We start from the raw sequence: 25566 nt of genomic DNA on the forward strand, positions 1-25566 counted from the left end.
TTCGCCAAGTGGCTTTGGCGGGCACAGCGGAGGGAGGGGAGAAGAAGAGCCCGGTGTGCTTGACGAGTGCTTACGCGCCTTCTGTTCATCTTAGCGACAGCTGGCAGCGAGTACCATATGATGTTGCGTGATAGCTTTGGACCTGATCGATGATGCTGGGTACGGACGTTTCTGATCTGTCGACCACCGCGGCCAACGCCGCGGCGCAGGGGCTGTCGATCGTCGTCCCCCTCTACAATGAGGCAGCCGGGCTGCCCTTTCTGCACCAGCGTCTCGGCGCGCTGGCGAAGACGCTGCGGCAGCGCTACGGACTCGCCTGCGAGGTCGTCTATGTCGATGACGGCAGCGCCGACAAAACGCTCGACATTGCGCGGGGGCTCGGCGCCGAGGGGCTCGACGTTCAGGTGGTGTCGCTGTCGCGCAATTTCGGCAAGGAAGCCGCCCTGATGGCGGGGCTCGACTATGCCCGGCTCGGCGCGGTGCTGTTCATGGACGGCGACGGCCAGCATCCGCCCGCGCTGGTAGAGCAACTCGTCAGCCACTGGATCGAGGGCGGCTTCGACGTCGTCTATACCGCCAAGGCGCATCGCGATAATGAATCGCGGATGCGGCGCATCGCCGTGCATGGCTTCTACGCGCTGATCAACTGGGGCGCGCGGCAGAAAATCCCGGCCGATGCCGGCGATTTCCGCCTGCTGTCGCCGCGGGCCGCGGTCGCGTTGCGGCAGCTTCCCGAGCGCAATCGCTTTTTCAAGGGGCTGGCGAGCTGGATCGGCTTTCGCCAGATCCGCGTCGATTACGAACCGGCGGCCCGCGCCCATGGCGTCACCTCCTTCAGCCCCGGCCAGCTGATCGGGCTTTCGATCGAAGGCCTGACCTCCTTCTCGGTGGCGCCGCTGCGTCTGGCCAGCCTGCTCGGCGTCGTGCTCGCGACCGTCGCCTTCCTGTTCGGTCTTTCCATCCTGTGGGAAACCTGGATGAGCGGAAAATCCGTCCCCGGTTATCCCTCGCTGGTGGTCGGCCTGATGACCATCGGCGGCGTGCAGCTCATCATGATCGGCATCGTCGGCGAATACATCGGCAAGATTCTTTCCGAGCTGAAGGCGCGCCCGATCTATTTCGTGGCCGAGCACAGCGTGAAACGCGGCGAGCAAGAGGCCGGCGCCAGCATCGGCGAACGGACCGCCGCGGAATGAACGATACCGCGCCGCCGCGCCGAATCTGGCTGTGCGCCGACGATTACGGCATCAGCCCCGGCGTCAACCGCGCGATCCGCGACCTGATCGAGCGCGGCCGCCTCAACGCCACCTCGGTGATGATGGTCGGGTCCGCGATCGGCCGCGACGAAATCCTCGCGCTGCAGGCCGCCGCCGCCGGCAGCCCGCGTTGCGCCATCGGCCTGCACGTCACGCTGACGGCGCCGTTCGCGCCGCTGACGATGCACTTTCGCCCCGTCCACGGCGGCATGTTCCTGCCGTTCCCGAAACTGCTGCGCGCCGGCCTGCTGCGGCGGCTCGATCCCGAGATGGTCCATGCCGAAGTGATGGTGCAGCTCGCGACCTTCGGCGAGTTGTTCGGCCGCACACCCGACTTCGTCGACGGACATCAGCACGCGCAGCTGTTTCCGGGGGTGCGCGACGCCTTTCTGGCCGCGGTGAACCAATCGGCGCCCGGCGCCTGGGTTCGCCAGGGCGGCCGCAATCTGCCTTTCGCCCGGCGGCTCGGCGCGCCCAAGGCGCTGGTTCTCGATACCCTGAGCGCGCAGTTTCGCCGCCGCGCCGCGCGCGCCGGCATCGCCTTCAATCCCGGATTCGCCGGCGCCTATGATTTTTCGACGCAGCCGGATTTCGGCGCGCTGATGCGGCAATTCCTCGATGCGCTGCCGGAGGATGGCCTCATCATGTGTCACCCCGGCTTCGTCGATGACGTCCTCGTCAGCCTCGATCCCTTGACCGTGCAGCGCGAACACGAGCACGCGTTTCTCGGCGGCGAGGATTTCCCGCACCTTTTGGCGGCGAATAAAGTTACGTTGGGTTGAACTCCGTCAGGGAATCCAGCCGGACGCTTTGTCGCATACGGAAATTTAATGCGCCGGGGGATTACTTGCGACACAAACCACCCCTACATCTCCCCCGCGCCCCCGGCGCCAGGGAGAGACGACATGACACCGCAAGAACGCCAACTGGTTGACGATCTTTTCGACCGCCTCTCGAAGGTGGAGGGCGCGCCGCGCGATCCGGACGCGGCGGGCGCCATCGCACAGGGCCTGCGCACGGCGCCCAATGCCGTCTACGCGCTGGTGCAGACCGTCCTGCTGCAGGACGAAGCGCTGAAGCGCGCCCACAGCCGCATCCAGGAACTGGAAGGCAAGGACGAACAACCCCAGGCCGGCTTCCTCGATTCGATGCGCGAAACGATTTTCGGGCAGACACCGCCGCGTGGCTCGGTGCCGAACGTGCGGCCGCCCGAGCTTCCCGGCCGCCCGACATGGAACAGCGGCCAGGTCATGCAGCAGGCGCAAGGTCCGGGGCAATATAACCAGGTACCGTATGGCCAGCAGCCTTATGGCGGCCAACAGGCGCCGATGGGCGGAGGCGGCGGCTCATTCCTCGGCACCGCGGCCGCGGCAGCCGCCGGCGTGGTCGGCGGCTCGCTGCTGCTCGGCAGCATCCGCTCGATGATGGGCGGCGGCGGCCACCAGCAGAGTTTTGGTGACAGCGCGAGCGCGGGCGGAAGCGACGGCGCCGGCCATCGCGGCAGCGTCGAGGACCGCAGGCCGTGGGCCGATCAGTCCGGCGGCGACCTGGCGAAGGAAGCCGGGATCAACGACATCGGCTCGTCCGGACGCCACGCCAGTTATGATGACAGCTCGTCGCGCTCGGGATTGTTCGATAGCGCGTCAAACGACGACGACGATCACGACGATATGGATATGGATTCCGACGACTTCGGCGGCGACAGCGACGAGATCTGATCGCTTTCTGCCAGTATCCAGGCAGAACGGCCGCCCACCGGGCGGCCGTTCTCGTTTGGTGGAATTTCGAAGTTTCATTTTCGCATCGCGTGACAATGTATTTTTCTCCCCTCCCACCACGCGCAAGCGCGCGTGGTGGGAGGGGAGTAGAAATCAGATCACGACGACCCTGGCGCCGACATTGACGCGGCCATAGAGGTCGATGACGTCCTCGTTGCGCATCCGGAAGCAGCCGGACGAGACATTGGTGCCGATCGTCCATGGCTCGTTCGAACCGTGGATGCGGTAGAGCGACGATCCCAGATACATCGCGCGGGCGCCGAGCGGATTTTGCGGCCCGCCTTCCATGTGCCGCGGCAGATCAGGACGGCGCGCCAGCATTTCCGGCGGCGGCGTCCACGCCGGCCATTCCTTCTTCGCGGAAACCTGCTTGACGCCCGACCAGGTGAAGCCGGGGCGGCCGACGCCGATGCCGTAGCGCAATGCCTTGCCGTCGCCCTGAACCAGGAACAGGAACTTGTTGGGCGTGTCGACGATGATCGTGCCGGCGCTTTCCTTGCCGTGATAGTCGACCAGCTGCTTTTCGTATTTCGGATCGAACGCGGGACGCGCGGGTTCGCTGACATCTTCCTGCCGGCGCATCGCCTGCTCGGCGCCCAGCGGCGGCAACAGCGTTCGCCGGGGTTCGTAGGACGGCTGCTGCTGATAGCGACCGCCCTGCGAGGGGCCGTCACTGAACAGGAATTCGATGAAGCCGCCGCCCATGTTGGAGCGCTCGGCGGAAGCCATTCGCACCGGGACCGGCCGCTGCTCGGGCTGCTCGGCATAGATCGCGGTGAGCCCGGTCGGCGCTCCGGCCTCGATCGCCGCGGCCGGATGGATGCCAGCCAGAAAGGACGCGCCGGCAAGCAGCGCGAGAGACATATTTTTCAACATCGACGTACTCTGTACTGTTTCGTCACTGTTAAGTTTTTGGAGCGCCCGGCGTTCTTGGGGGAACGCCAGGGATCAGCGCCTTTGCACCTCACCAATTAAAATCAAAACCGCCTCGGTTTGGTAAACGGAAGCGCCGTTTCGATTCACCACGTCGCCAATTCCACGTGGTTTTGAGCGGTAGCGTTTATTTTCGATGAACGCTGGCGTCGCATGGTTAATCGTTGGTGTGCAGCGCGAGCAATACGCCCCACAGATAAGTTCCGGCGTGAACCTGACGTTAAATCGCATCTGCCTAAAACGTTACGAGTGCAGTCAGGGAAAATCCAATGCCGGTCAATCGCAGACGTTTTCGTATCGAACAGGCTTTCGTCGGCGACATGCCGATGCCCGCAGCGGCGGACGGCGAGGCCGGCCCGATGCATCGCGAGATCATGAACGAACTTCGTTCGATCCGCGCCCAGATGGCCGCGCCCGGCCACGGCGCGGCGGCGAGCGCGGTGGATCCGGCAGCGCAGCAGATTGCCGAGTCGCAGGCCCTGCTCGAGACCTACCGCGCCCAGATCGAACAGTGCGAAAAGCTCAAGGTCGAGCTCGATCTGATTTACGACGCCATCAACCGCACCAAGCGCGAAATCGCGGTGCTGCACGGCAAGAGCTTCGACGGCAATGAAATGTCCAAGGTCACCGGCGAGCTCGGCGCCGTGGTCGGCGGCACCGAGGAAGCGACCCAGCAGATTCTGGAAGCCGCCGAGGCGATCGATCAGGCCGCCAGCGCATTGAGCAAGGTGAATTCGCCGGACCAGCAGAAGATCCTGAGCGAGGAAATCAGCGAGCGCGTCGTCTCCATCTTCGAGGCCTGCAATTTCCAGGATCTGACCGGTCAGCGCATCAGCAAGGTGATGAGCACGATGAAGTTCATCGAGAACCACATCACCGTCATGATGGACATCTGGGGTGGCGTCGACGCCATCCGGGCCCACGCGCCCCCGATCGTGGACGATCGTGAAGGCGACGCCAAGCTCTTGAACGGGCCGAAGCTGGACGGCGACGCCGGCCATGCCTCGCAGAACGACATCGACGCCCTGTTCGACTGAGCCCGGTTTTTCACCCCATCAACAAAAACGCCGGCCCCCTGGAGCCGGCGTTTTTATTTTGCGAGAAGCGTAGGGTGGGCAAAGGCGCCTCTTCGCGCCGTGCCCACCATCTTCCCGAGCGTCCGATGTTTGAAATGGTGGGCACGCCGACGGCGCGCGCATTCACGCGACCCGTCCGCTTTGCCCACCCTACGCTGTACTCGGCGATCAGGCGCGCGGCGCGCAGCGGATGTAGACCATGTTGCCGTAGCGGACCGCGGCATCCTTGTCGACGAAACGGGTGACCAGCACGCGGCCGTCGAAGGAAACAATCTCGCGATCCTGTTCACCGGGCGTCGGTCCGGCCGGACCGATATAATTCTTGCCGCTCGGGCTGCCCTTGAGGCGCAGTTCCTGCGGGGTCGCCTGGTCGGCCAGATGCATGACGACGCCGCCCGTAGTGCCGGCGGTGATCACGTAAGGCTGTTTGCATTGCGCGCGGGCGGCGGCTTCGGTGCGCGCGCGGTCATTGGGGTTCTGGTACGACGCGAGGCCCCAGCGGCCGACGATCTCGTCGGAGCGAATGCTGGCGGGCATATCCGGCGCCACCGCGGGCTCCGGCGGTGCCGAAGGCCCCGATGAGAAGGACGGCAGGCTCATGCCGCCGCCGCACGCCCCCAAGAATATCGTCAGCGCCGAGGCGATCCCCAGATTGGCGACCGTCCGCACGCTATATGACCTGACCATGGTTTCCCCCGAACAAATTCGTGGCCGCACCCGTCCCGCAGCCAATCTTAAAACTCCTGTCGGAGCAATGACGTCCCATTAACTACGCCACAGGCCCGATATGGTTTCCGGATCATCCTATATCAGCCTCACCAAGGGCTTAACCCCCTTGCTTGACAGGATCGGCGTCAAGCCATATTCCCGCACCCACAATTAGCACTCAAAGACCCCGATTGCTAAGGGTACGAGCTGCCGTGCCCCTGCCTTCAGAGCCACTTTCGATGGCGAACCAGACCTGAAAACCGAGCCTCCAAAAGGAACCGTCATGGCTAAATCAAAATTTCGTCCACTGCATGACCGTGTCGTGGTCAAGCGCATCGACGCCGAAGAAAAGACCAAGGGCGGCATCATCATTCCGGACAGCGCCAAGGAAAAGCCCTCGCAGGGCGAAATCACCGCCGTCGGCCCCGGCGGCCGCGACGAGGCCGGCAAGCTGATCCCGATCGACCTCAAGGTCGGCGACCGCGTGCTGTTCGGCAAATGGTCCGGCACCGAGGTCAAGCTCGACGGCGAGGAGCTCCTGATCATGAAGGAGAGCGACATCATGGGCGTGCTGAGCTGAGGGCTTAGCCACACATCCACCGCTCGTCCGGGCGGTGCGCTGCTTTCTTCCTTCTCCCCTTGTGGGAGAAGGTGGCGCGGACAAAGTCCGCGCCGGATGAGGGGTCTCTATCCGCGGAGACCGACCCCTCACCCGTCACGAACGCGCTTCGCGCGTCCGTGCCACCCTCTCCCACAAGGGGAGAGGGAAACAGAGCCCGGCGACGAACGTTTCCAATTCATTCCAGGAGTAAGTTCAAATGGCTGCCAAGGACGTCAAATTTTCCGGAGACGCGCGCGATCGCATGCTGCGCGGCGTCGATATCCTCGCCAATGCGGTCAAGGTGACGCTCGGCCCCAAGGGCCGTAACGTCGTCATCGAGAAGAGTTTTGGCGCACCGCGCATCACCAAGGACGGCGTCACCGTCGCCAAGGAAATCGAGCTCGAGGACAAGTTCGAGAACATGGGCGCGCAGATGCTGCGTGAGGTCGCCTCCAAGACCAACGACACCGCGGGCGACGGCACCACCACGGCGACCGTGCTGGCGCAGGCGATCGTGCGGGAAGGCGCCAAATCGGTCGCCGCCGGCATGAACCCGATGGACCTGAAGCGCGGCATCGAGATTGCCGTGCACGCCGTGGTCAAGGACCTCGAGAAGCGCGCCAAGCCGGTCGCATCGTCGTCCGAAGTGGCCCAGGTCGGCACCATCTCCTCCAACGGCGATACCGCGATCGGCAAGATGATCGCGCAGGCGATGCAGAAGGTCGGCAACGAAGGCGTCATCACCGTCGAAGAGAACAAGTCGCTCGACACCGAAGTCGACATCGTCGAGGGCATGAAATTCGACCGCGGCTATCTCAGCCCCTATTTCGTCACCAACGCCGAGAAAATGACCGCCGAGCTCGAGGACGTCTACGTCCTGCTGCACGAGAAGAAGCTGTCCGGCCTGCAGTCGATGCTGCCGGTGCTGGAAGCCGTGGTGCAGTCGGGCCGCCCGCTGCTGATCATCGCCGAGGACGTCGAAGGCGAGGCGCTGGCCACCCTGGTGGTCAACCGCCTGCGCGGCGGCCTGAAGGTCGCCGCCGTCAAGGCGCCGGGCTTCGGCGATCGCCGCAAGGCGATGCTGGAAGACATCGCGATCCTGACCGGCGGTCAGCTGATCTCCGATGAGCTCGGCATGAAGCTCGAAAGCGTCACGGTCAACATGCTGGGACGCGCGGGCAAGGTCGTGATCGACAAGGAAAACACCACGATCGTCAAGGGTGCCGGCAAGAAGAAGGACATCGAGGCCCGCGTCGGCCAGATCAAGGCGCAGATCGAGGAGACCACCTCGGACTATGACCGCGAGAAGCTGCAGGAGCGTCTTGCAAAACTCGCCGGCGGCGTCGCGGTAATCCGCGTCGGCGGCGCCACCGAGATCGAGGTGAAGGAGAAGAAGGATCGCGTCGAGGACGCCCTCAACGCGACCCGTGCGGCGGTGCAGGAAGGCATCGTGCCGGGCGGCGGCGTGGCGCTGCTGCGCGCCAAGAAGGCCGTCGGCCGTATCCACAACGACAATTCCGACGTCCAGGCCGGCATCAATATCGTGCTGAAGGCGCTGGAAGCCCCGGTCCGCCAGATCGCCGAAAACGCCGGCGTCGAAGGCTCGATCGTGGTCGGCAAGATCCTCGAAAACAAGTCGGAGACGTTCGGCTTCAACGCCCAGACCGAGGACTATGTCGACATGGTCGCCGCCGGCATCATCGACCCGGCCAAGGTGGTGCGCACCGCGCTGCAGGACGCCTCCTCCGTGGCGGCGCTGCTGGTGACGACCGAAGCCATGGTCGCCGAACTGCCGAAGGAACCGGCGCCGCCGATGCCGGGCGGCGGTGGCGGCGGCATGGGTGGAATGGGCGGCATGGGTTTCTAAACCTGCCTGCTACCGACCAATCGATCGACGAAGGCCGCCTCCGGGCGGCCTTCTTTTTTGGCAAAAAAGCTCTACGGTAACGCCCGATTCTGGGTCCCCGGGGAACGTTCAAATGCGCGCGCTTCTATTCTGCCTGATTGGTCTGATGACAGCTGCGCCGGATTTCGCCTTGGCTCAAACCAAGCCCCCGACCAAGGCAGCACCTGGTGCCAGCGAGATCAGGTATTTCACGGCGATCGACGGTTTGATGGACGGCAATGCCGACGTCGTGCTCAAGGAAACTCGCCAGGGCAAGACCGTCACCGCGGCGGTGCTCGACGTCTGCTACCCCGCCGGGAAGGGAGGCGACCGCAAGGACCGCTTCGTCGCCACCCTCGCGGTCAACGGCCAGACCCTGACCGGCACGACCCAGAGCCTCGGCGACAAGCAACCGGTCACGGTCCGGCTGGTGCGCAAGCCGACCGGCGACAGTTTTGAGTTCCGCGGGCAGATCAGCGTCGGTACGGCTGTGACGGAAGTGACTTCGACAGATAACTCCGATCTCAGCGAAAAGGAATTCCAGGAGAACCAGACCAGCGACGACGGCATCACGGAAAGCCCGAAGGATTTCACCGAAGTGTCGCCGGAATCGATTGGCGTGCGGGTCAAGCTGGACGCGACGCTGGATTTCCTGAAAAGCCTGAAGGGGCAGGATCTCGAGGTTTTACTGAGCAGTCTCAGCGTCTCCTGCGACGCGATGCGCGCCGGCCATCAGACCATCCACATCAATATCGATCCGGAACGGTCAGCCGCGCTGGTTGCGAAGGCCAAATCGTCGCCCGGCGTGGTCGCCGCCGGCTGGACCAGCGGCCTCGTGGAAATGGACCGCACCATCCGGTTCGCTGCCGCCGACTGGCGCGACGGCGACAAGCTCAGCAGGGACAGGCTGGCGGCAGCGATTTCCGGGGTGCTGGCCAGGACGCTGGCGGCGAAACCATCGGCGTTGGCATGGGACGCCAATACCGGAAAGCTCAAGGTGACGCTGAAGCGGCCGAGCCAGATATTCCCCGCGCTCGGCCTCACCGAAACCATCGAGGTCACCGCGATGGTGGCGCCGGACAAGCCCGGCGCGACCGACCGGCTGATGCTGTGGATCGGCAGCCCCGCTATTTCGACGGCGGACGAAACCTCCGGTCCCAAGCTCAATCTGGCGGAGGAGTCCAGCCTCGACGAGGAAGGCGAGCTGAAGGACGACAACGGCTCGGTCGAGGCGCTGGCCAGGGAATTCAAGGCCCAGCGCTGGGACGGCGACAAGAACGCCTGGAAATAGAACGGTTCTCGCGACTTCCCGGGAGCTTCGCAAACGCACCCTGTCCATGCATTCGTGCATTTGACATGCCGCCCCCCAGCGGCAAAGAACGGTAAATATCCGCACGAGAAGCTTCAGGGAATTGATGGCGCGCTGGGACGTAGTGGTGATCGGCGCCGGCCTCGGAGGCTTGACGGCCGGTGCGATCCTGGCGCGCGCCGGGCACAAGGTGCTGGTCATCGAGCGCAGCAACTCGGTCGGGGGCGCCGCGTCGAGCTACAAATCCGGCGACCTGTTCATCGAAGGCTCGCTGCAGGAAACCAGCGACCCCAGCCACCCCCGCGATCCCAAGCACGACGCGCTGACGCGGGCGGGTGTGCTCGACGCGGTCAAGTGGATAGCGGCAGGCTCGCTGTACGAGGCGCGAGGCGGCCCGCTCGGGGCGCCGTTCGTGATGCCGGATAATTTTGATGCGGCCAAGCGCGCGCTGTCGGAGCGTTTTCCGCAGGCCCGCGCCGGAATCCATCAATTGCTCGACGAGATGGCGGCCATCGCATCGGCCGCGGGCGCGCGCGCGCAGGACGGCCGAGACGGCTCAACCTTGATGAATTCGCCGGACTGGACGCTGTCGCTGTCGCAAAAGCTCGATGCCGTGTTCGGCGACGACGAAGCCGTCAAATGCGCGCTTGCCGCCAACCTGTCGTATTTTCACGACGACCCGGCGACGCTGTGGTGGATGCATTTCGCGGTGGCGCAGGGCAGCTATCTGCAGAGCGGCGGGCGTTTCGTGCAAGGCGGATCGCAGCGGCTGTCGAGCGCGCTGGCCCGCGCCATCCGCGCCGCCGGCGGCGAGGTGCTGCTGCGCCGCGTCGCGACCGGCATTGCGCTTGGCGCAGACGGTCGCGCCAGCGCCGTTACGCACACCGCCAAGGACGGCAGCGACAGCCAGACCGTGCAATGCGCCCGCGTGGTCGGCAACGCCGCGCCCGGCGCGCTGGTAGCCTTGATGCCACCAGCGGCCGCCGACCGGCTGCAGGCAAGTTACGCCAACCACGCGCCATCGATTTCGCTGTTCGCCATGACGCTCGGCCTTAACAAGCCGCCGCGCGAATTCGGCGTATCGGCCTATTCCACGCAATTGCTGCCGCGCCAGCTGCGGCTTCTGTCCGACTTTCCGCAAGGCGCAAGGCTGATGGCCGGCGAACCCGGGGAGCGAATGCCGCCGATGTCGCTGGTGGATTTCGCCGCGATCGATTCCGGGATCCCCTCGCCGCCTCACGTGCTGTCGGTCTACGGACCCGATTTGCTGTCGAACTGGGACAGTTCGGACATGGACGCCTATCGCGAAAAGCGCGGGCGCTGGCAGGACGCGATCGTGCGCTATCTGGATTCGCTTTATCCCGGCCTTAGCCAGGCCGTGGTGGCGTCGTCGTTCAACACCGCCTTGTCGGTCAGGCAATATCTCAATGCGCCTGACGGCGCGGTCTATGGCTTTGCGCCGACACCGCCGCGATCGATCGGGCAGGCTGTGGACCGTTCGCCGCGCACGCCGGTACCGGGTCTCTATCTGGCGTCGGCCTATGCCGGTTTCGGCGGCTACAGCGGCGTGGTGCAGGCCGGCGGCGCCTGCGCGGATATGATCCTGCGCGAGGACTCGTAGAGCGCTTTTCTTCTCCCCTCCTCCCGCGCGGCTCTTCGCCGCGTGGTGGGGAGGGGAGAAAAAGAATCTCAGTTGGTGTTGATGCGAAAGCGCAGCGTCCTGGGTCCGACCAGCGAGACAAAATCGCCCTGCCGCTTCCAGGTCGCGGCCTCGCTCAGGGCGGCGACCAGTTCATCGTCGGCCTGCGCCCGCGCCGGCGGACAGGCGCGGTCCTGCAGCGGCCCGGCGACGAAAATCACCGTGTTGCCCGCCACCGAAAATTGACCCTTGCCGCCCTTGCACCAGAGTTCAAGGACCACCTCGCCGGCATCGCCGATCTCCAGCGACGGGATCCGCTTCGATCCGGGCTGACGCGCCACATCCAGGGTCATCTCGAGTCCGAACGGAAAGCCGTCATTGGCGCGAGCCGGCCCCGGATTGAAGGCCGCCGAGGCCAGTGCCAGGGCCAATGCGGCGGCAACACGCGTCCAAAAACCGGATCCTGAAATCATAAGGCCTCTCGAATTGTCGCCGCACGCAAAACCAGCGTCGTTCTAGTGAATGCGCGCGACATTGGCCAGATCGGCCGCCAATCGCCGCATTCATGCCCAACGCAAAGACCACTCACAACCTCGCGAAGTTCAGGCACCGTCCGCCCCCTCGCCGCGACACCCATGCTAGGGTTGACCGCGACAGGCAGGAACATGAGACTTTAGTCTAGCAAAACGCAATCCTGTCGTTTCTCAGGCCCTTTGGGCCATTCCCCGGAGACGTTAAACTTGAAAAATATCGGCTCAACGCTCGCGACCGTGTGGCGGATCGCCGCTCCCTATTTCCGTTCCGAAGACAAATGGGCCGGCCGCGCGCTGCTGGCGGCGGTGATCGTCGCCGAGCTTGCCATCGTCGGCATCACGGTCCTGCTCAATCAGTGGAACAGCCGATTCTACAACGCGCTGCAGGAGCGAAACTGGGACACCTTCGTCACCGAGATCACCTATTTCTGCGTACTGGCCGCCATCTACACGGTGATCGCGGTCTACCAGCTCTATCTCAATCAATGGCTGCAGATCCGCTGGCGGCAGTGGATGACCAAGCACTATCTCGGCGAATGGCTGGATCAGGCCAACCATTACCGGATGCAGCTTCAGGGCGACGCCGCCGACAACCCCGACCAGCGAATGACCGACGACGTCAAGCTGTTCGTCGAACGGACGCTCAACATCGGCGTCGGCCTGCTGAGCTCGATCGTCACGCTGGCTTCCTTTGTCGTCATCCTGTGGGGACTTTCCAATGCCGCGCCGCTGCACCTGTTCGGACGGGATTTTGCGATTCCCGGCTACCTGGTCTGGGGCGCGCTGATCTATGCGGTGCTCGGCACCGTGCTGACCCATCTGATCGGGTGGCCGCTGGTCGGGATCGATTTCCGGCAGCAGCAATACGAGGCGGATTTTCGCTTCAACCTGGTGCGGGTCCGGGAAAATTCCGAGCAGATCGCGCTGCTGCGCGGCGACGAAGCCGAGCGCGAGCGCCTGCTGGTACGCTTCGGGCGCGTGGTCGAGAACTGGCTCGCCATCATGTCCCGCACCAAGAAACTGACGGCGTTCACCGCCAGCTATTCGCAGGCCTCGGTGATCTTCCCCTACATCCTGGTCGCGCCGGCCTACTTCGCGGGAAAAATCCAGCTCGGCGGCATGATGCAGACCGCATCGGCTTTCTCCAGCGTTCAGGGCGCGCTGTCGTTCTTCATCTCCATCTATCGCCAGTTGGCGGAGTGGCAGGCGGTGGTGAACCGGCTCGACGGATTTGAGGCGGGGATATCAGCGGCAAGGCAACTTGCCACCCGCAACGACAGGATTCACCTCGTCCAGGCGGCCGGCGACGGCGCCATCGATCTCGAGGGCCTGTCCGTGCAATTGCCGAACGGAAGGCCGCTGGTGAACGCGGACGGGTTCAGCTTGCGCAAGGACGAGCGCACGCTGGTCACCGGCCCGTCCGGTTCGGGCAAGTCGACGCTGTTCCGGGCGATCGCGGGCATCTGGCCGTTCGGGGCGGGCTCCATCGCCATTCCGGCCAAGGCCACCATGATGATGCTGCCGCAGCGCCCGTATTTTCCCACCGGGTCGCTGCGCGGGGCGGTCGAGTACCCCGGTCAGGAAGGCTCGTTCACGGCCGCTCAGATCAGCCAGGCGCTCGAAGCGGTGGGATTGCCCCGGCTGGCGTCCCAACTCGACGAACACGGTCACTGGAACCGAACGCTGTCGCTCGGCGAGCAACAACGCCTTGGGCTCGTGCGCGCGCTGTTGCATGCGCCGCAATACCTGTTCCTCGATGAAGCAACCGCCTCGCTCGACGAACCTTCCGAGGCGGCGATGTACGCTCTGCTCCGGGAGAAACTGCCGGCCACCACCCTGGTTTCGATCGGCCATCGCTCGACGCTCGACGCCTTCCACCAGCGCAACGTCGTGTTCGCCCGCGACGACGATGAATTTGTGCTGCAGGATGGCGGCGGGAACGCCAAGCCGTCGTAAAGACCGGCGCTGGGCCCATAGAAGCCGGCGCCGACGGCCATCTCTCTCCCCTCCACGCGCTCTTGCGCGTGGAGGGGAGAAGAAAAGCGCCCTTGGATCTTGCTCGCTTTCATCAGCCCAAACGAAAGGGGCGGCAGATCGCTCTGCCGCCCCTCAAGAACTTGAAGAGAAGAACTTACTTCAGGTTGGTCATCGCGGTCAGGTCAGCAGAGAGCTTGACGATGCCGGCCGCGCCGCACCAGCTGGAGCCAACGCCGGTTGGATTGATCGCCGTGATCGAGGTGCCGGAACCTGCGGTGATGTTGCCGCGAGCTGCGAAATCGCTGGTGAAGGCGTTGCAATCACCCTTCGACAGGTCGGTGTCGGAGTAGCGAACATCCAGCGTGAACACCTTGTAGGTGAAGCCGACACCGATGTTCCAGGTATTGTAGTCGGCGTAGTTGATGCCGTTCGGGAACGGTCCCGCAAAGCCGGGATTGGTGAAGCCCGTGCCGTAGAACGAGTCAGAAGTTCCAAGCCACTGCCGGCCGAACTCGCCGGAGATGTACATGCCGAGGCCGCTGCTGCCGAACGTGCTGCTGGGCGCCGTGAACTTGCCGGTGATCGACGCGTAGTTGCCCCAGGCGCCCGAACCCAGGAAGCTCGGGGTGTAGTATTCGGTGGCGCCGATCGTGAACATGTCGTTCACGGTGTAGTTCACCTTGGCGTAGGCTTCGAAGAAGCTCAGGTTCTTCTTGATGACGTTGCCGTTGAACAGGACGTTGGTCGCGCATTCGTTGCTGAGCGGATTGAGGGCCGTGTCGACGGCAGCGCCGTAATGGCAAGTCCCGCCCGGATACAGGTAGCCCCAGACACCAAAGTCGAAGGCGAAGGCGCCGAAGGTCGGGCGGATACCGCCGTAAACGTCGATTTCAGCCGCGGCGCGGTTCGGGAAGGAGATGCTGGCGCCGGCGAGGCCAACGTAGAGCTGCAAGTCCTTGGTGACGTTGTAGCGCGGCTCGAAATAGGCCGAGACCGAGGGCTTGTGGTTGGACTGGGTGATGCCGCGGAAGATGTAGTCGCTGGCGATCGAGCTGCCGAAGGCGATATCCCAGGGATCGAACGCTACCGGCGGCGGGGCTTTGTAGGCCTTGACACGCATGTCCGCCGCAACAGCCGAACCCGATACCATTGCCAGCGCCGTTGCTAACAAAACGATCTTCTTCATGACATCCCCATCACCGTTAAAACAGTCCTGCTCCGGGGCCCCCAGGGACGTGCGGTAACCGACTGCAACCAATTCCGTAACGTGATTGCAATCTGGAACGCGGTGTCAGTTACGTGAAGCAAAAAAGTCAAGCATCTGCCGCCTTTTTAGGCGTTGGCGCGGTTTCAGGAAATGTTGTCTTTGGGTGTTGCATTCCGACAACAATTTTTACGGTTTTTGGCGGCTTCCAGTGTCGGCTGAGGCACATTGGCAGACCGATTGGCACCGCAAAACTACGGCGTGTCGCCAATCGGAGCGCCGGCGAATCGCAAGGAACCTGCACCGCCCCGCAGCCATCCCGCTCCAGGCAATAAAAACCAAAGGCCGCAGCGGATGCTGCGGCCTTGAGCGTCATTCGCGGCTTGCGCACCCTTACTCGATACGCGTGTCGTCCTCTCCGCTGGCCGACTGCCCCCATGACGACGCGGGGCTGGGGACTGCCGGACTCGGAGACGCCCAGCTCGGAGCCGCAGACTCGGGCGCTGGCGCAGCCATCGGCTCAGGGGCGGGCTTGGGCTTGGGCGCGGTACGCTTGCGCGGGGCGGGTTTGGGAGCCGCGGGCATCGGAGCGGAAGACTTGGCGGCCGCCTTCCTGGCCGGGCTCTTTTTGGCGCTGCTCTTCTTCGCCGACTTCTTGGCAGACTTCTTCGGTGCCGATTTCTTCGCGGCTTTCTTGGCGGCTTTTTTGGCGGATTTCTTCGCGGACTTCTTTGCCTTCTTCGCCGACTTCTTCGAAGATTTCCTGGCGGTTTTCTTGGTAGTTTTCCTGGCAGCCTTCTTCTTCGCCGCTACGGCCTTCTTGGCTTTCTTAGCCTTCTTGCCCTTCTTGCTCTTCTTCCCTTTAGCCATCGTGAACCTCCTGTTGCCGCCGATCAAATGTCTATCCGGCGTTTCAAGCCGTCCGCTTCCGCACGGAGCCAAACGATTCAGGTCGATCCTGGCCGGGGACCGCCTGTCGCCCAATCGAGAAGCTCAATCGTGTGCACCACAGGAACTGACGTACCGCCGGCAATCTGAACCATGCAGCCAATATTGCCCGCAGCAATCATGTCCGGCTTCACTGTCGCAATATTGGCGACCTTTCGATCGCGCAATCTGCCGGCAATGTCGGGCTGGAGAATGTTGTAAGTCCCCGCCGAACCGCAACACAAATGGCTCTCCGGTACATCTTTCACCACGAATCCGTTCTTGGAAAGCAATTCTTTCGGAGCTTGCGTGATTTTCTGTCCGTGCTGCAGCGAACAAGCGGAGTGATAGGCGATGGTGATATCGCGCTGCTGCTGCGATGGCTGCAGTTCGATGCCGCTGACATACTCGGTGATATCCTTTGTCAGCGCAGAAACCGTGGCGGCCGGGCCGGCGAAATCGCGGTCCTCGCGCAGCATGAAGCCGTAATCCTTGATGACCGTGCCGCAGCCCGATGCGGTCACCAGGATGGCATCGAGACCGTCCCGTCCGGCCTCCCCGAGCCAGACGCCGATGTTGGCGCGGGCGCGCGCCAGCGCATCGCCATCGCGTCCGAGATGATGGGTCAGCGCGCCGCAGCATTGCTCGTCCTTGACCAGCACCACCTCGACGCCGTGCCGCGTCAGCAAATTGATGGCGGCCTGATTGATGCGCGGCGCCAGCACCTGCTGGGCGCAGCCCTGCAGCAGCGCGACCCGTCCGCGCCGCTCGCCGACCGCCGGAAACACTGTTCCCCCGCCGGGTCCAGCGGCGGGCAGCCGACCCGGCGCCAGTGCCAGCATCGCCTTGATTCGCCGTAACAAACCGGGCGACGCCGCAGCCGTTTTGGGGGTCGGCAACAAGGCGCCGAGCGGCCGGCCGAGCCGCGCCAGAATCATGCTCCAGCGAAACAGTTGTGGCCGCGGCAGCACGAAGGCGAGGACCGCGCGCAGCGCCCGCTCGGTCAGCGGCCGGGTATAATCTTTCTGAATTCTCACGCGCGCCTGATCGACCAGATGCATGTAGTTCACCCCCGACGGACAGGTGGTCATGCAGGCGAGACAGGAGAGGCAGCGGTCGATGTGCTTGACCACCTCCGCGGTCGGCGGCCGGTTCTTTTCCAGCATCTCCTTGATGAGATAGATCCGCCCGCGCGGACTATCGAGTTCGTCGCCGAGCAGCACGTAGGTCGGGCACGTCGCAGTGCAGAAGCCGCAGTGCACACACGCGCGCAGGATCTTGTCGGCCTCCGCGATATCGGGGTCGGCGAGCTGCGCCAGGCTGAATTCGGTTTTCATGTCGCAGCCCCTCGTGTCATCCGGCCGCGATTGAGGATGTGCTTCGGATCGAAGCCGTGGCGGACGCGTTCGCTCAAGCGCGCAAGGCCGTCCTGCTGCGGGTGGAACACGTCGATATTGCGCCTGACCTGTTCGGGCGCCCGTATCAAGGTGGCATGGCCGCCGGCGGCGTTGACGCGCGCGCGCACCAGCGCCGCCTGCGCATCCGGTTTCGGCGGCAGGGCCGCCCAGATCAGGCCGCCGCCCCAGTCGTAGACCACGTCGCCGCCGGTGTCGCGCGACAGCGCCTGGCCTAGCGCCCCGCCTGTGGCGGGGGGACAGACGATCCGCCACACCGGCCACGCGCCCAGCGCGCCGGCAGCCGCAAACGGCTTCACGTCGCGAACCGAACTCCAGACTGCCGCCGAGGGCGCGTCCTGCAGGATTTCCGCGGCGCCAAACGGCGCCAGCAGCGCGGCCAACGCAGTGGCGCGATGCATCGCCGAGGCCGTGATGCCCTCCAGCCGCAGCAAGGTCATCGCCTGCGATCCCATGTCGCCCAGCCCGCTGATGGCAGCCCGAAACGCCGATGCCGGCAGATGCGCCGCCCCTGACACGTCGAACGGCGAGCCCAGCGCCGCCGTCATCGCCCGGTTCGCTGTGACGTCATCAAGCCCCGAAAGCACCAGCGTGCGTTCACTTTCGGGCCGCGGCATCACCTTCATGGTCACTTCCGTCATGACCGCGAGCGTGCCCCATGAGCCCGCCAGCAATTTGCAGAGGTCGTAGCCGGTAACGTTCTTCACCACCTTGCCGCCGGCCTTGAAACTGTCGCCGAAGCCCGACACCGCGTGGGCTCCCAGCAGATGGTCGCGCGCGCCGCCCGCCCGGATGCGGCGCGGACCGGCGAGGCCGGCGCCGATCATGCCGCCGACGGTTCCGATATCGGGCGTGCCCAGCAGCGCCGAAGTATTGATCGGCTCGAACGCAAATTGCTGATTCTTGGAATCGATCAGGCTGAGCACGTCGGCCAGCGGGGCGCCGGCCTGCACGGTGATGATCAGCTCGTTCGGCTCGTAGGCCACGACCGCGTTCAGCGCCGACAGATCGAGCAGCGCATTGGTCGCCATCGGCTGGCCGATCAGCCGCTTGGAGCCATGGCCGATGATTTCCAGCGGCTGCCCGCTGGCGATCGCCGCGCGCACCGCTTCCTCGACGTCCTTGGCGTCACGTATGTTCAAGGTGTCCACGCGCGCCTGCTCAAAATCGGGGAAGATCGGGAAACGCCAGCTTGCCGCCGTGCACGTGCATGCGGCCGAGCTCGGCGCAGCGATGCAGAGTCGGAAACACCTTGCCGGGATTGAGCAGGCCCTGCGCGTCGAACGCGCATTTCAGCCGCTGCTGCTGGTTGAGATCGATCTCGGAGAACATTTCCGGCATCAGGTCGCGCTTCTCGACGCCGACGCCGTGCTCGCCGGTCAACACGCCGCCGAGTTCGACGCAGACCCTCAGGATGTCGGCGCCGAACGCCTCGGCCTTGTCCATCTCGCCGGGCTGGTTGGCATCGTACAGGATCAGGGGATGCAGATTGCCGTCGCCGGCATGGAACACGTTGGCGACGCGCAGGCCGTATTTTTCGGAGAGATCGCGGATCCGCGCCAGCGCCTTGGGCAGCGCACCGCGCGGAATGGTGCCGTCCATGCAGAGATAATCGGGCGAAATCCGCCCCACCGCAGGAAACGCCGCCTTGCGGCCGGCCCAGAACAGATTGCGCTCCATCTCGGAGGTGGAAATCTGCAGCGTGGTCGAACCGCAGCCTTGCGCGATCGCCTCGACCCGGCTGATCAGTTCATCGACCTCGACGCCGGGGCCGTCGAGTTCGATGATCAGCAGCGCCTCGACGTCGAGCGGATAGCCGGCATGGACAAAGGCTTCGGCGGCGTGGATCGCCGGCCTGTCCATCATTTCCATGCCGCCCGGAATGATGCCGGCGCCGATGATCCGCGCCACGCATTCGCCGGCCGCCTCGACCTCGGCGAAACCGACCATCACGGCGCGGGCGGTTTCCGGCTTCTGCAGGATCCGCACCGTGACCTCGGTGATGACGCCGAGCAGGCCTTCCGACCCCGTGATGATGCCCATCAGGTCATAGCCCGAGGTTTCCGCGGACTTGCCGCCTACCTTCAGGATTTCGCCCGTGATCAGCACGATTTCGCAGCCCAGCACATTGTTGGTGGTCATGCCGTATTTCAGGCAATGCACGCCGCCGGAATTTTCCGCGACATTGCCGCCGATCGAGCAGGCGATCTGCGACGACGGATCGGGCGCATAATAAAATCCGGCATGCGCGACCGCCTGGCTGATGGCCAGGTTTGTGACCCCCGGCTCGGTCACCACGGCGCGGTTGTCGAAATCGATCTCGCGGATCCGCTTGAACTTGCCAAGGCCCAGCAAGACACCATCGGCCAGCGGCAGCGCGCCGCCGGACAGCGAGGTGCCGGAACCGCGCGGCACCACCTTGATGCCCTGTTCGAAGCAGTATTTCAGGACGTTCGAGACCTGCTCGGTGGTGTCAGGCAGCACCACCACCATCGGCGGCTGACGATAGGCCATCAGCCCGTCGGACTCGTAAGGCACCATCTCGGCCGCGCTGTCGATCACGCCCTCGCCCGGCACGATCGCGCGCAGCGCCGTCACGATCTCGTCGCGGCGCGCCAGCACCGCCTGATCGGGAGCGGGCATCATGATGGTCATCGGTTACGTCTCCCGTGCCGGCGATTTGCTGCTCATTGAATTATCATTGGGAATCAAGCACGTCTGGAAGACTTTGGATAGATCATCAAGTGCCCGGCAGTGCGACCTATCCCGGCACGGCGCTCGCCTCGAACGCCGCATCGATGATCGCGAGCTTCACGGCCTGCGCGGCATGATATTCGCGCCGGAAATCCGCCGACACCCACAGCGGAGATTTCCCCGGCGGCCCGGACCAGCCCAGGCTTCCCATGGCCGCGGCCTCGGCAAATTTGCGGCCGAGCTGGGTCCGCGACAGATTGAGCCGCTGCGCCAGCCCGGAAATCGAGGTCACGTCGGTCGAAATGCGGGCAAGCCCGTCGGCGCCTGGCTGGCATCCGACGATCAGGCGGTCCATCACGATGCCGCCTTCGTCGACCCAGGTGAACAGCGAGAACGTCCGCTCGGGTTTGCGAACGTCGCCCGAGCCGATCAGGCCATCCGCGATCAAAGGCTGGATCGCACCTAGCAAGGCCGGCCGGGCGTGGAGGCCCGCGGCCCGGGCGCCGCCATCGAACCCATCGAGGGTGGCCAGATGCAGCGCGAGCCAGTGGAACAGGGACATCAGCACCGCCGGCGCCGGCTCGATCGGGCGGTGCCGCCTGCCCTCGCTGCCCGCGACGAACCGGACCATCTCGTATTTCAGCAATTCCTTGAGAAACGCCGACGCGGTGTTGCGGCTCGCAAGCCCGTGCCGCGTGACAAGCTCCAGGAATCGCTCCGCCAGCACCCCGGAGCCGGCGTCCTTCGCTTCGTTGCGGAAAAAGCGCGCCAGCGCGGCGTGCGACATCAACCAGCGCTGCTGGGTCGCAAACAGCGAAGCGATCCGCGGGCTCGCTTCCTGGATCTGCAGCAGCGATTGCGCCTGGCCGCGAACGCATGGCTCCAGCATGGGGTGAGCCAGGATCTCGGCAGCGGTCATCGCCATGGGTAAGCGTCACTTCATCCTAAACCTGACGCCGGATAGCTAGCCCTTCCCCGGCGCGAAATCCATCGACCGGGAGCGCTGATCCGGAAGTCTTTCCGCACAGCGGAACGTGCGGGGAATCCGAGGGCCGCGACAGGTGATATTTTACTGTCGCCAGCGAAATTTCCCTACGCTTGCAATCTATTGCGGGGCATAATGGCCGCTTCAAAGGGAGATCAAGAAAATGCGTGAAGCGGTTATTGTTTCTTATGCGCGAACCGGGCTGGCGAAGTCCGGCCGCGGCGGGTTCAACATCACTCCGCCGATGTCGATGGCGGCCCACGCCATCAAGCACGCCGTGGAGCGCGCCGGCGTCGACAAGGATTACGTCGAGGACAGCTATATCGGCAATTGCGCCCATGGCGCGCCCAATATCGGCCGCCAGGCCGCATTGCTCGCGGGCCTGCCGAAGTCGACCGCCGGCGTCTCGGTCAACCGTTTCTGCTCGTCGGGACTGCAGACCATCGCGATGGCCGCCAACTCGATCCGCTCGGACGGCTCCGATTGCATCGTGGCCGGCGGCGTCGAAAGCATCTCGATCCCCGGCGGCCCGTTGCCGAAGGAAGCGGTCGATCCGGACCTGCTCAAAGTGGCGCCCGCCATCTTCATGGCGATGATCGACACCGCCGATATCGTCGCGGAGCGTTACAAGCTGAGCCGCGAATACCAGGATGAGTACTCGCTGGAATCGCAGCGCCGCATGGCGGCAGCGCAGCAGGCCAACAAGTTCAAGGACGAAATCGTCCCGATGAAGACCAAAATGAAGGTGGTCGACAAGGCGACCAAGGCCGAAAGCATCGTCGATTACACGGTCGACCGCGACGAGTGCAACCGGCCCGAGACCACGATGGAAGGCCTCGCCAAGCTCGAGCCCGTGAGGGGTCCCGGCAAATACATCACCGCCGGCAACGCCAGCCAGCTGTCGGACGGCGCCGCTGCCGTCGTGCTGATGGAAGCAAAGGACGCGGAAAAGCGCGGCCTCAATCCGCTCGGCCGCTTCGTCGCCTGGACGGCGGCAGGCTGCGAGCCGGACGAGATGGGCATCGGCCCCGTGTTCGCGGTGCCGAGGCTGCTGAAGCGCCACGGGCTCAAGATCGAGGACATCGACATCTGGGAGCTCAACGAGGCCTTCGCCAGCCAGTGCCTGTATTCCCGCGACAAGCTCGGCATCGATCCCGAGAAGTACAACGTAAACGGCGGCTCGATCGCGATCGGTCATCCGTTCGGCATGACCGGCGCGCGGTGTACCGGCCACCTGCTGCAGGAGGGACGCCGACGCAAGGCCAAGTGGGGCGTCGTGACCATGTGCATCGGCGGCGGCCAGGGCGGCGCGGGCCTGTTCGAAATCTACAGCTGAGCTTTGTCTCGGCCCGGCATCTGCCGGCATCGGAACCACGAGCAGCGCGACGGGTAACCGCCGCGCTGCTTTTTTTTTGCGACGGTTATCGTTCGGCCGCAGCGGCCCTGCCGGGCGCGATCCTGCCGAGCATCGCCTCGATCTCGGAGATCACCAGTTCGGGCGCGGCGTGCTGCACCATGTGTCCGACATCCGGCAGCACGATCAATTTCGCATTCGGCACAATGGCGGCGAACGGCCGGGAATGGATGCTGGTCGATACGGTCTTGTCCGCGCCGTCTCCCGAGATCACCACGACCGGCGCGCTGATCCCGGCGTAGCGCGGCGCCTGCTCCCTGACCGCTTCCTTCAGGTCGACCAGATCATGCGCATTGGCGATGAATTCGTGCGGCCGCAGCAGCAATGGCGTCGCCGATCGCTGGATAAATCCGTCCGGCATCATTTGCGGCAGGAAAACGCCGCGGGCGCCGGCCTCGGCCAGCAAGGTGCCGAGCGGCAGCGTGATCGTGTGGGCGAGCAGCCAACCGATCACCGGCGTAGAGATGATCCTGTTATATTGCCCGACGCCGCCCGGCCACGGATAGGCCACCGGCGCCAGCATCACCAGACCGGCGACGCGCTGCGGATAATCCAGCGCCATCCGCGCGCCGAGCGCGCCGGCCCAGGAGTGGACCACGAAAACGGCGCTGACGATGCCGAGCTTCTCCAGCGCCTCCTCGATCATTCGCCCCTGGGTATCGGGCGTCGAATCCTCGTTGCGCGCGCGCGCGCTCCAGCCGTGGCCGGGCCGATCGATCAGGATCACCCGGTGCTTTTCGGCAAGCCTGCCGCCGAGCGGCTGCCGCATGCTTTCGAGATTGGAGCTGGCGCCGTGGATCATCACGATCGCGGGGCCTGTGGCATCGCGCGGCCCGATATCGACGACGTGGAGAGCGCCGCCCGCCACTTCGACGATCTTGCCCTGCGCGGGATAGGTGCGCTCCAGCAGGAAGACGCCAGCCTGCGTGATCAGCGCCAGGATCGCCAGCGCGGCCACGACGCCTGTCAATATCATTGAGACTATCCGGATGATCCTGTGCACCAACGAGCTACGATTTTACGGCATCCGGGTTTCAAGGCCAGCCCGAATCCGTCAAACGCTGAAACCGACACGCCCCAGTCCGGGCAATTTCACGGCCGGCCGCCGCAGATCGATGCCGAACACCGCGCCGAAAAAATTGACCTCGATGCCTTCGATCCAGCCGATCGCCAACCCCAGATAGCCGCCCAGCGTGAGGCGAACGCCGGTCCCGGAAGCGGTCGGCCCAAACATGTCGCCATTATAGGGAAAGTCCTTGCCGATGGCGGTCGGCGGCAACGTGGCCTGCAGCTCCGGCACCGCCGCCATCACGGCGGTGACAAACGTGTTGGAGTTCGGTCCCGGCCAGGCCCGATAATCGCCCCAGGATCTGAGCTCATAGCCTTCGACCGCGGCGCGGATTCTGGGGATCATGTGCTCTGCGGTTTCACCGTCCGTCGCGGCGATGGTCTCCGGCGTACCCCCGAACCAGCGTCCATCGGCGGCAAATCCGTTGACGCGGATCGGCTCGCCCCAGGCCGTGTAATCGTAGCGGGTGTAGCGCGTTGCCCCGCGCTCCTTGACGACGATCCAGCTGTGGACCGCGAAGATTCCGCGCCAGCGAACCGTGCGCGCGGCATAGACGCGAACCACCGCCTCGGGATGTTCCTGCGGTGCGGGCAACAGGCCCGCGCTCGAACGGTCGGCCATTTGCCAATCGACCGAGCGATCGCCGAGCAGGTACTTCACCGCCGAAATCGTGATCGGGGCGAACAGCAGAACCAGAAAGATAATCACAGATTTTCTCAAGTGGCGGAAACTTCGGCGGGGCAAATTCATGCAGGCGTCACATGCCGCTTCATATAGTCGTGCCGGGCGCTTTCGCTACGTTGCATTCAAATGGAGGGTATTCAATGACTTCCGAGGCCAGCGAAGCCGCCATCGACCGTATCGTGGAGACCTGCAATGGCGACATCCGCGGCGCGCTGAAGGCGCTGCTGCTGGTCAACGAGCAGCTGGAAGCCGAGCTGGCACAGGCCTATGCGGCGGTGATCCACGGACCAGCGCCGCGCGGCAGCAACGTTCTGCACTGACCGAAGGTCAATCGTCGGTCAGGCTGCGGTTTGGGCATTGGTTGATGGTGGAACGCGCCAGCTTGGCGTCGGCGAGGGATTTGTAGGGACCCGTCCCGAACCAGAATGGGCCGTCATTGCTGTACGGATAAATGGTCGGATTGCTGGTCACGATCTCGCATTTGTTGGTCGCGCGACTGCCGACCACCCAGTACTGCCCATCGGCCAGACATGCCGTTCCCAGACCGAACGTCATCGCGGCAGCCAGTATCCACGCTCTCATGGTCTCGCTCCTACACGCATTTCAGCGGGCGAGTTCGCGGTAGCCAAAAACGTTCCGGCCGACAAGGATCGCCTGATTTCGTGATTAATTCGTCCGCGAGCGGATCGATAAAATTAGCAATCAGATGTCGCGGCCTTCGACCTTCTCGGTCAGGGTCTTGACCAGCTCCGGCACCTTTTCCAGATGCGGATTGACCGCGAGCGCCTTGCGGAAGGCTTCGAGCGCGCGCTTTTCGTCGCCGAGATCCTGCATGATCATGCCGAGGCCGGCCAGCGCGCCGAAATGGCGGGGCTCGCGCACCAGCACCTGCTCGATATCCTGCATCGAGCGGGTGTAGTCGTTCTTGAGATAATACAGCGTCGCGCGCCGGTTCCAGCCCTCGACATAGTCCGGACGCAGCTTGACCACGGCATCGAGCAGTTTCAGCGCCACGTCGACCTGCTTGGCGTCCATCGCGGCCTTGGCACGCACCATCAGGAGTGCGGCGGTATCGCTCGGCGTCTGCATCCATACCGCCCAGATCCGGGCCTCGACATGCTTGGCGCTGGCCTCATCGGGCGCCGCCTTCAGCGCGCCGAACAGGAAGTCCAGTCCGCGCGTTTTGTCGGCGCCAACCTTCGGTAGCTTGGCTGGCGCCTCCGGCAGCTTCTTCTGGCTTCGCGGCGGCGCCGACCGCGGATCCTGCGCCGACGCAGGAATTGCCCATGCAGCCGCCAGCGCAGCCGTGAGCAGGATCGCGAGGCGGCGGCGGGGCCCTGGGAATCTCATTGCCATCGACAAAGTCTAGACGCAGCAAAACGCGCTTGCAAAGCAGCAAGTCGTCAAAGACCCGTGATATCAGGAATTTTCGCGAACGCCGAAAGCCGCAATCGGGCTCGACTCAGCCCCAATCAACCT

At 64.4% G+C, this 25566-nt stretch carries 25 protein-coding genes; 11 read left to right on the forward strand and 14 right to left on the reverse strand.

The genetic code is table 11. The annotated features are described in order from the left end of the window. The first annotated feature begins 149 nt into the window (after positions 1-149). The 3 genes from Q7U29_RS13235 to Q7U29_RS13245 all read left to right on the forward strand — a co-directional run bounded on the left by Q7U29_RS13235 (position 150) and on the right by Q7U29_RS13245 (position 2974). On the forward strand, positions 150-1196 hold the full coding sequence (locus Q7U29_RS13235; RefSeq protein WP_304742061.1) for a glycosyltransferase family 2 protein: 1047 nt from the start codon (positions 150-152) through the stop codon (positions 1194-1196). Beyond that, positions 1193-2038, forward strand: coding sequence for a ChbG/HpnK family deacetylase (locus Q7U29_RS13240; protein ID WP_304742063.1), 846 nt, complete (start codon positions 1193-1195; stop codon positions 2036-2038). Before Q7U29_RS13235 ends, Q7U29_RS13240 begins: the two co-directional genes overlap by 4 nt. 123 nt (positions 2039-2161) lie before the next feature. Next, the gene (locus tag Q7U29_RS13245) at positions 2162-2974 is read left to right on the forward strand and encodes a DUF2076 domain-containing protein (RefSeq protein ID WP_304742065.1); all 813 of its coding nucleotides are present in this window, start codon (positions 2162-2164) and stop codon (positions 2972-2974) included. 153 nt (positions 2975-3127) lie between these two features. On the opposite strand, the gene Q7U29_RS13250 is transcribed toward Q7U29_RS13245, so the two are convergent. Beyond that, positions 3128-3910, reverse strand: a complete 783-nt coding sequence (locus Q7U29_RS13250; protein ID WP_304742067.1) for a L,D-transpeptidase — start codon at positions 3908-3910, stop codon at positions 3128-3130. Between the two features lie 326 nt (positions 3911-4236). On the opposite strand from Q7U29_RS13250, the gene Q7U29_RS13255 reads away from it, so the two are divergent. Next, positions 4237-5004, forward strand: a complete 768-nt coding sequence (locus tag Q7U29_RS13255; protein ID WP_304742070.1) for a protein phosphatase CheZ — start codon at positions 4237-4239, stop codon at positions 5002-5004. A 207-nt stretch (positions 5005-5211) separates the two neighbouring features. On the opposite strand, the gene Q7U29_RS13260 is transcribed toward Q7U29_RS13255, so the two are convergent. Next, on the reverse strand, positions 5212-5730 hold the full coding sequence (locus tag Q7U29_RS13260) for a hypothetical protein (RefSeq protein WP_304742073.1): 519 nt from the start codon (positions 5728-5730) through the stop codon (positions 5212-5214). Positions 5731-6034: 304 nt separating this feature from the next. Between Q7U29_RS13260 and groES the strand changes: the two genes are divergently transcribed. The 4 genes from groES to Q7U29_RS13280 all read left to right on the forward strand — a co-directional run bounded on the left by groES (position 6035) and on the right by Q7U29_RS13280 (position 11167). Continuing rightward, the gene (gene groES, locus Q7U29_RS13265) at positions 6035-6331 is read left to right on the forward strand and encodes a co-chaperone GroES (protein ID WP_247517682.1); all 297 of its coding nucleotides are present in this window, start codon (positions 6035-6037) and stop codon (positions 6329-6331) included. 238 nt (positions 6332-6569) lie between these two features. Continuing rightward, entirely contained in the window at positions 6570-8219 is a 1650-nt protein-coding gene (gene groL / locus Q7U29_RS13270; protein ID WP_304742075.1) for a chaperonin GroEL, read from the forward strand. Positions 8220-8331: 112 nt separating this feature from the next. Beyond that, on the forward strand, positions 8332-9528 hold the full coding sequence (locus Q7U29_RS13275; protein WP_304742076.1) for a hypothetical protein: 1197 nt from the start codon (positions 8332-8334) through the stop codon (positions 9526-9528). 124 nt (positions 9529-9652) lie between these two features. After that, positions 9653-11167, forward strand: a complete 1515-nt coding sequence (locus tag Q7U29_RS13280) for an NAD(P)/FAD-dependent oxidoreductase (RefSeq protein ID WP_304742079.1) — start codon at positions 9653-9655, stop codon at positions 11165-11167. Between the two features lie 68 nt (positions 11168-11235). On the opposite strand, the gene Q7U29_RS13285 is transcribed toward Q7U29_RS13280, so the two are convergent. Beyond that, a complete protein-coding gene (locus Q7U29_RS13285) occupies positions 11236-11658 on the reverse strand; it encodes an META domain-containing protein (RefSeq protein WP_304742081.1) in 423 nt (140 codons plus the stop codon). A 267-nt stretch (positions 11659-11925) separates the two neighbouring features. On the opposite strand from Q7U29_RS13285, the gene Q7U29_RS13290 reads away from it, so the two are divergent. After that, on the forward strand, positions 11926-13674 hold the full coding sequence (locus Q7U29_RS13290; RefSeq protein WP_304742083.1) for an ABC transporter ATP-binding protein/permease: 1749 nt from the start codon (positions 11926-11928) through the stop codon (positions 13672-13674). 175 nt (positions 13675-13849) lie between these two features. Here Q7U29_RS13290 and Q7U29_RS13295 read toward each other — a convergent pair whose 3' ends face one another. The 7 genes from Q7U29_RS13295 to Q7U29_RS13325 form a co-directional block, all read right to left on the reverse strand. Next, positions 13850-14881, reverse strand: a complete 1032-nt coding sequence (locus Q7U29_RS13295) for a TorF family putative porin (RefSeq protein WP_304742086.1) — start codon at positions 14879-14881, stop codon at positions 13850-13852. A 127-nt stretch (positions 14882-15008) separates the two neighbouring features. Further along, on the reverse strand, positions 15009-15275 hold the full coding sequence (locus tag Q7U29_RS13300; RefSeq protein ID WP_304742088.1) for a hypothetical protein: 267 nt from the start codon (positions 15273-15275) through the stop codon (positions 15009-15011). Between the two features lie 17 nt (positions 15276-15292). Further along, positions 15293-15796 (reverse strand): histone, encoded by a 504-nt coding sequence (locus Q7U29_RS13305; protein WP_370691754.1) that lies wholly within the window; start codon positions 15794-15796, stop codon positions 15293-15295. 50 nt (positions 15797-15846) lie between these two features. Beyond that, a complete protein-coding gene (glcF, locus tag Q7U29_RS13310; RefSeq protein ID WP_304742090.1) occupies positions 15847-17163 on the reverse strand; it encodes a glycolate oxidase subunit GlcF in 1317 nt (438 codons plus the stop codon). Continuing rightward, on the reverse strand, positions 17160-18392 hold the full coding sequence (locus Q7U29_RS13315; protein ID WP_304742093.1) for an FAD-binding protein: 1233 nt from the start codon (positions 18390-18392) through the stop codon (positions 17160-17162). The genes glcF and Q7U29_RS13315 overlap by 4 nt, the downstream gene beginning before the upstream one ends. Before the next feature lie 10 nt (positions 18393-18402). Then, positions 18403-19896 carry an FAD-linked oxidase C-terminal domain-containing protein gene (locus Q7U29_RS13320; RefSeq protein ID WP_304742094.1) on the reverse strand — a complete coding sequence of 498 codons (1494 nt, stop codon included), beginning with the start codon at positions 19894-19896 and terminating at the stop codon, positions 18403-18405. Positions 19897-20002: 106 nt separating this feature from the next. Further along, entirely contained in the window at positions 20003-20860 is an 858-nt protein-coding gene (locus Q7U29_RS13325; RefSeq protein WP_304742096.1) for a hypothetical protein, read from the reverse strand. Between the two features lie 223 nt (positions 20861-21083). On the opposite strand from Q7U29_RS13325, the gene Q7U29_RS13330 reads away from it, so the two are divergent. Beyond that, a complete protein-coding gene (locus Q7U29_RS13330; RefSeq protein WP_304742099.1) occupies positions 21084-22256 on the forward strand; it encodes an acetyl-CoA C-acyltransferase in 1173 nt (390 codons plus the stop codon). 85 nt (positions 22257-22341) lie between these two features. Here Q7U29_RS13330 and Q7U29_RS13335 read toward each other — a convergent pair whose 3' ends face one another. Both Q7U29_RS13335 and Q7U29_RS13340 read right to left on the reverse strand, forming a co-directional pair. Next, positions 22342-23310, reverse strand: a complete 969-nt coding sequence (locus Q7U29_RS13335; protein ID WP_304742101.1) for an alpha/beta fold hydrolase — start codon at positions 23308-23310, stop codon at positions 22342-22344. A 78-nt stretch (positions 23311-23388) separates the two neighbouring features. Further along, positions 23389-24153 carry a DUF3750 domain-containing protein gene (locus Q7U29_RS13340; protein ID WP_304742103.1) on the reverse strand — a complete coding sequence of 255 codons (765 nt, stop codon included), beginning with the start codon at positions 24151-24153 and terminating at the stop codon, positions 23389-23391. A 74-nt stretch (positions 24154-24227) separates the two neighbouring features. On the opposite strand from Q7U29_RS13340, the gene Q7U29_RS13345 reads away from it, so the two are divergent. Continuing rightward, on the forward strand, positions 24228-24407 hold the full coding sequence (locus Q7U29_RS13345; protein ID WP_304742105.1) for a hypothetical protein: 180 nt from the start codon (positions 24228-24230) through the stop codon (positions 24405-24407). A 7-nt stretch (positions 24408-24414) separates the two neighbouring features. Here Q7U29_RS13345 and Q7U29_RS13350 read toward each other — a convergent pair whose 3' ends face one another. Together Q7U29_RS13350 and Q7U29_RS13355 are read right to left on the reverse strand one after the other, a co-directional pair. Beyond that, entirely contained in the window at positions 24415-24669 is a 255-nt protein-coding gene (locus tag Q7U29_RS13350) for a hypothetical protein (protein ID WP_304742108.1), read from the reverse strand. Positions 24670-24789: 120 nt separating this feature from the next. Beyond that, positions 24790-25443 carry a tetratricopeptide repeat protein gene (locus Q7U29_RS13355; RefSeq protein WP_304742110.1) on the reverse strand — a complete coding sequence of 218 codons (654 nt, stop codon included), beginning with the start codon at positions 25441-25443 and terminating at the stop codon, positions 24790-24792. Positions 25444-25566: the final 123 nt, after the last annotated feature.

The organism is Bradyrhizobium sp. (assembly GCF_030654605.1).
Classification (GTDB): Bacteria; Pseudomonadota; Alphaproteobacteria; order Rhizobiales; family Xanthobacteraceae; genus Bradyrhizobium.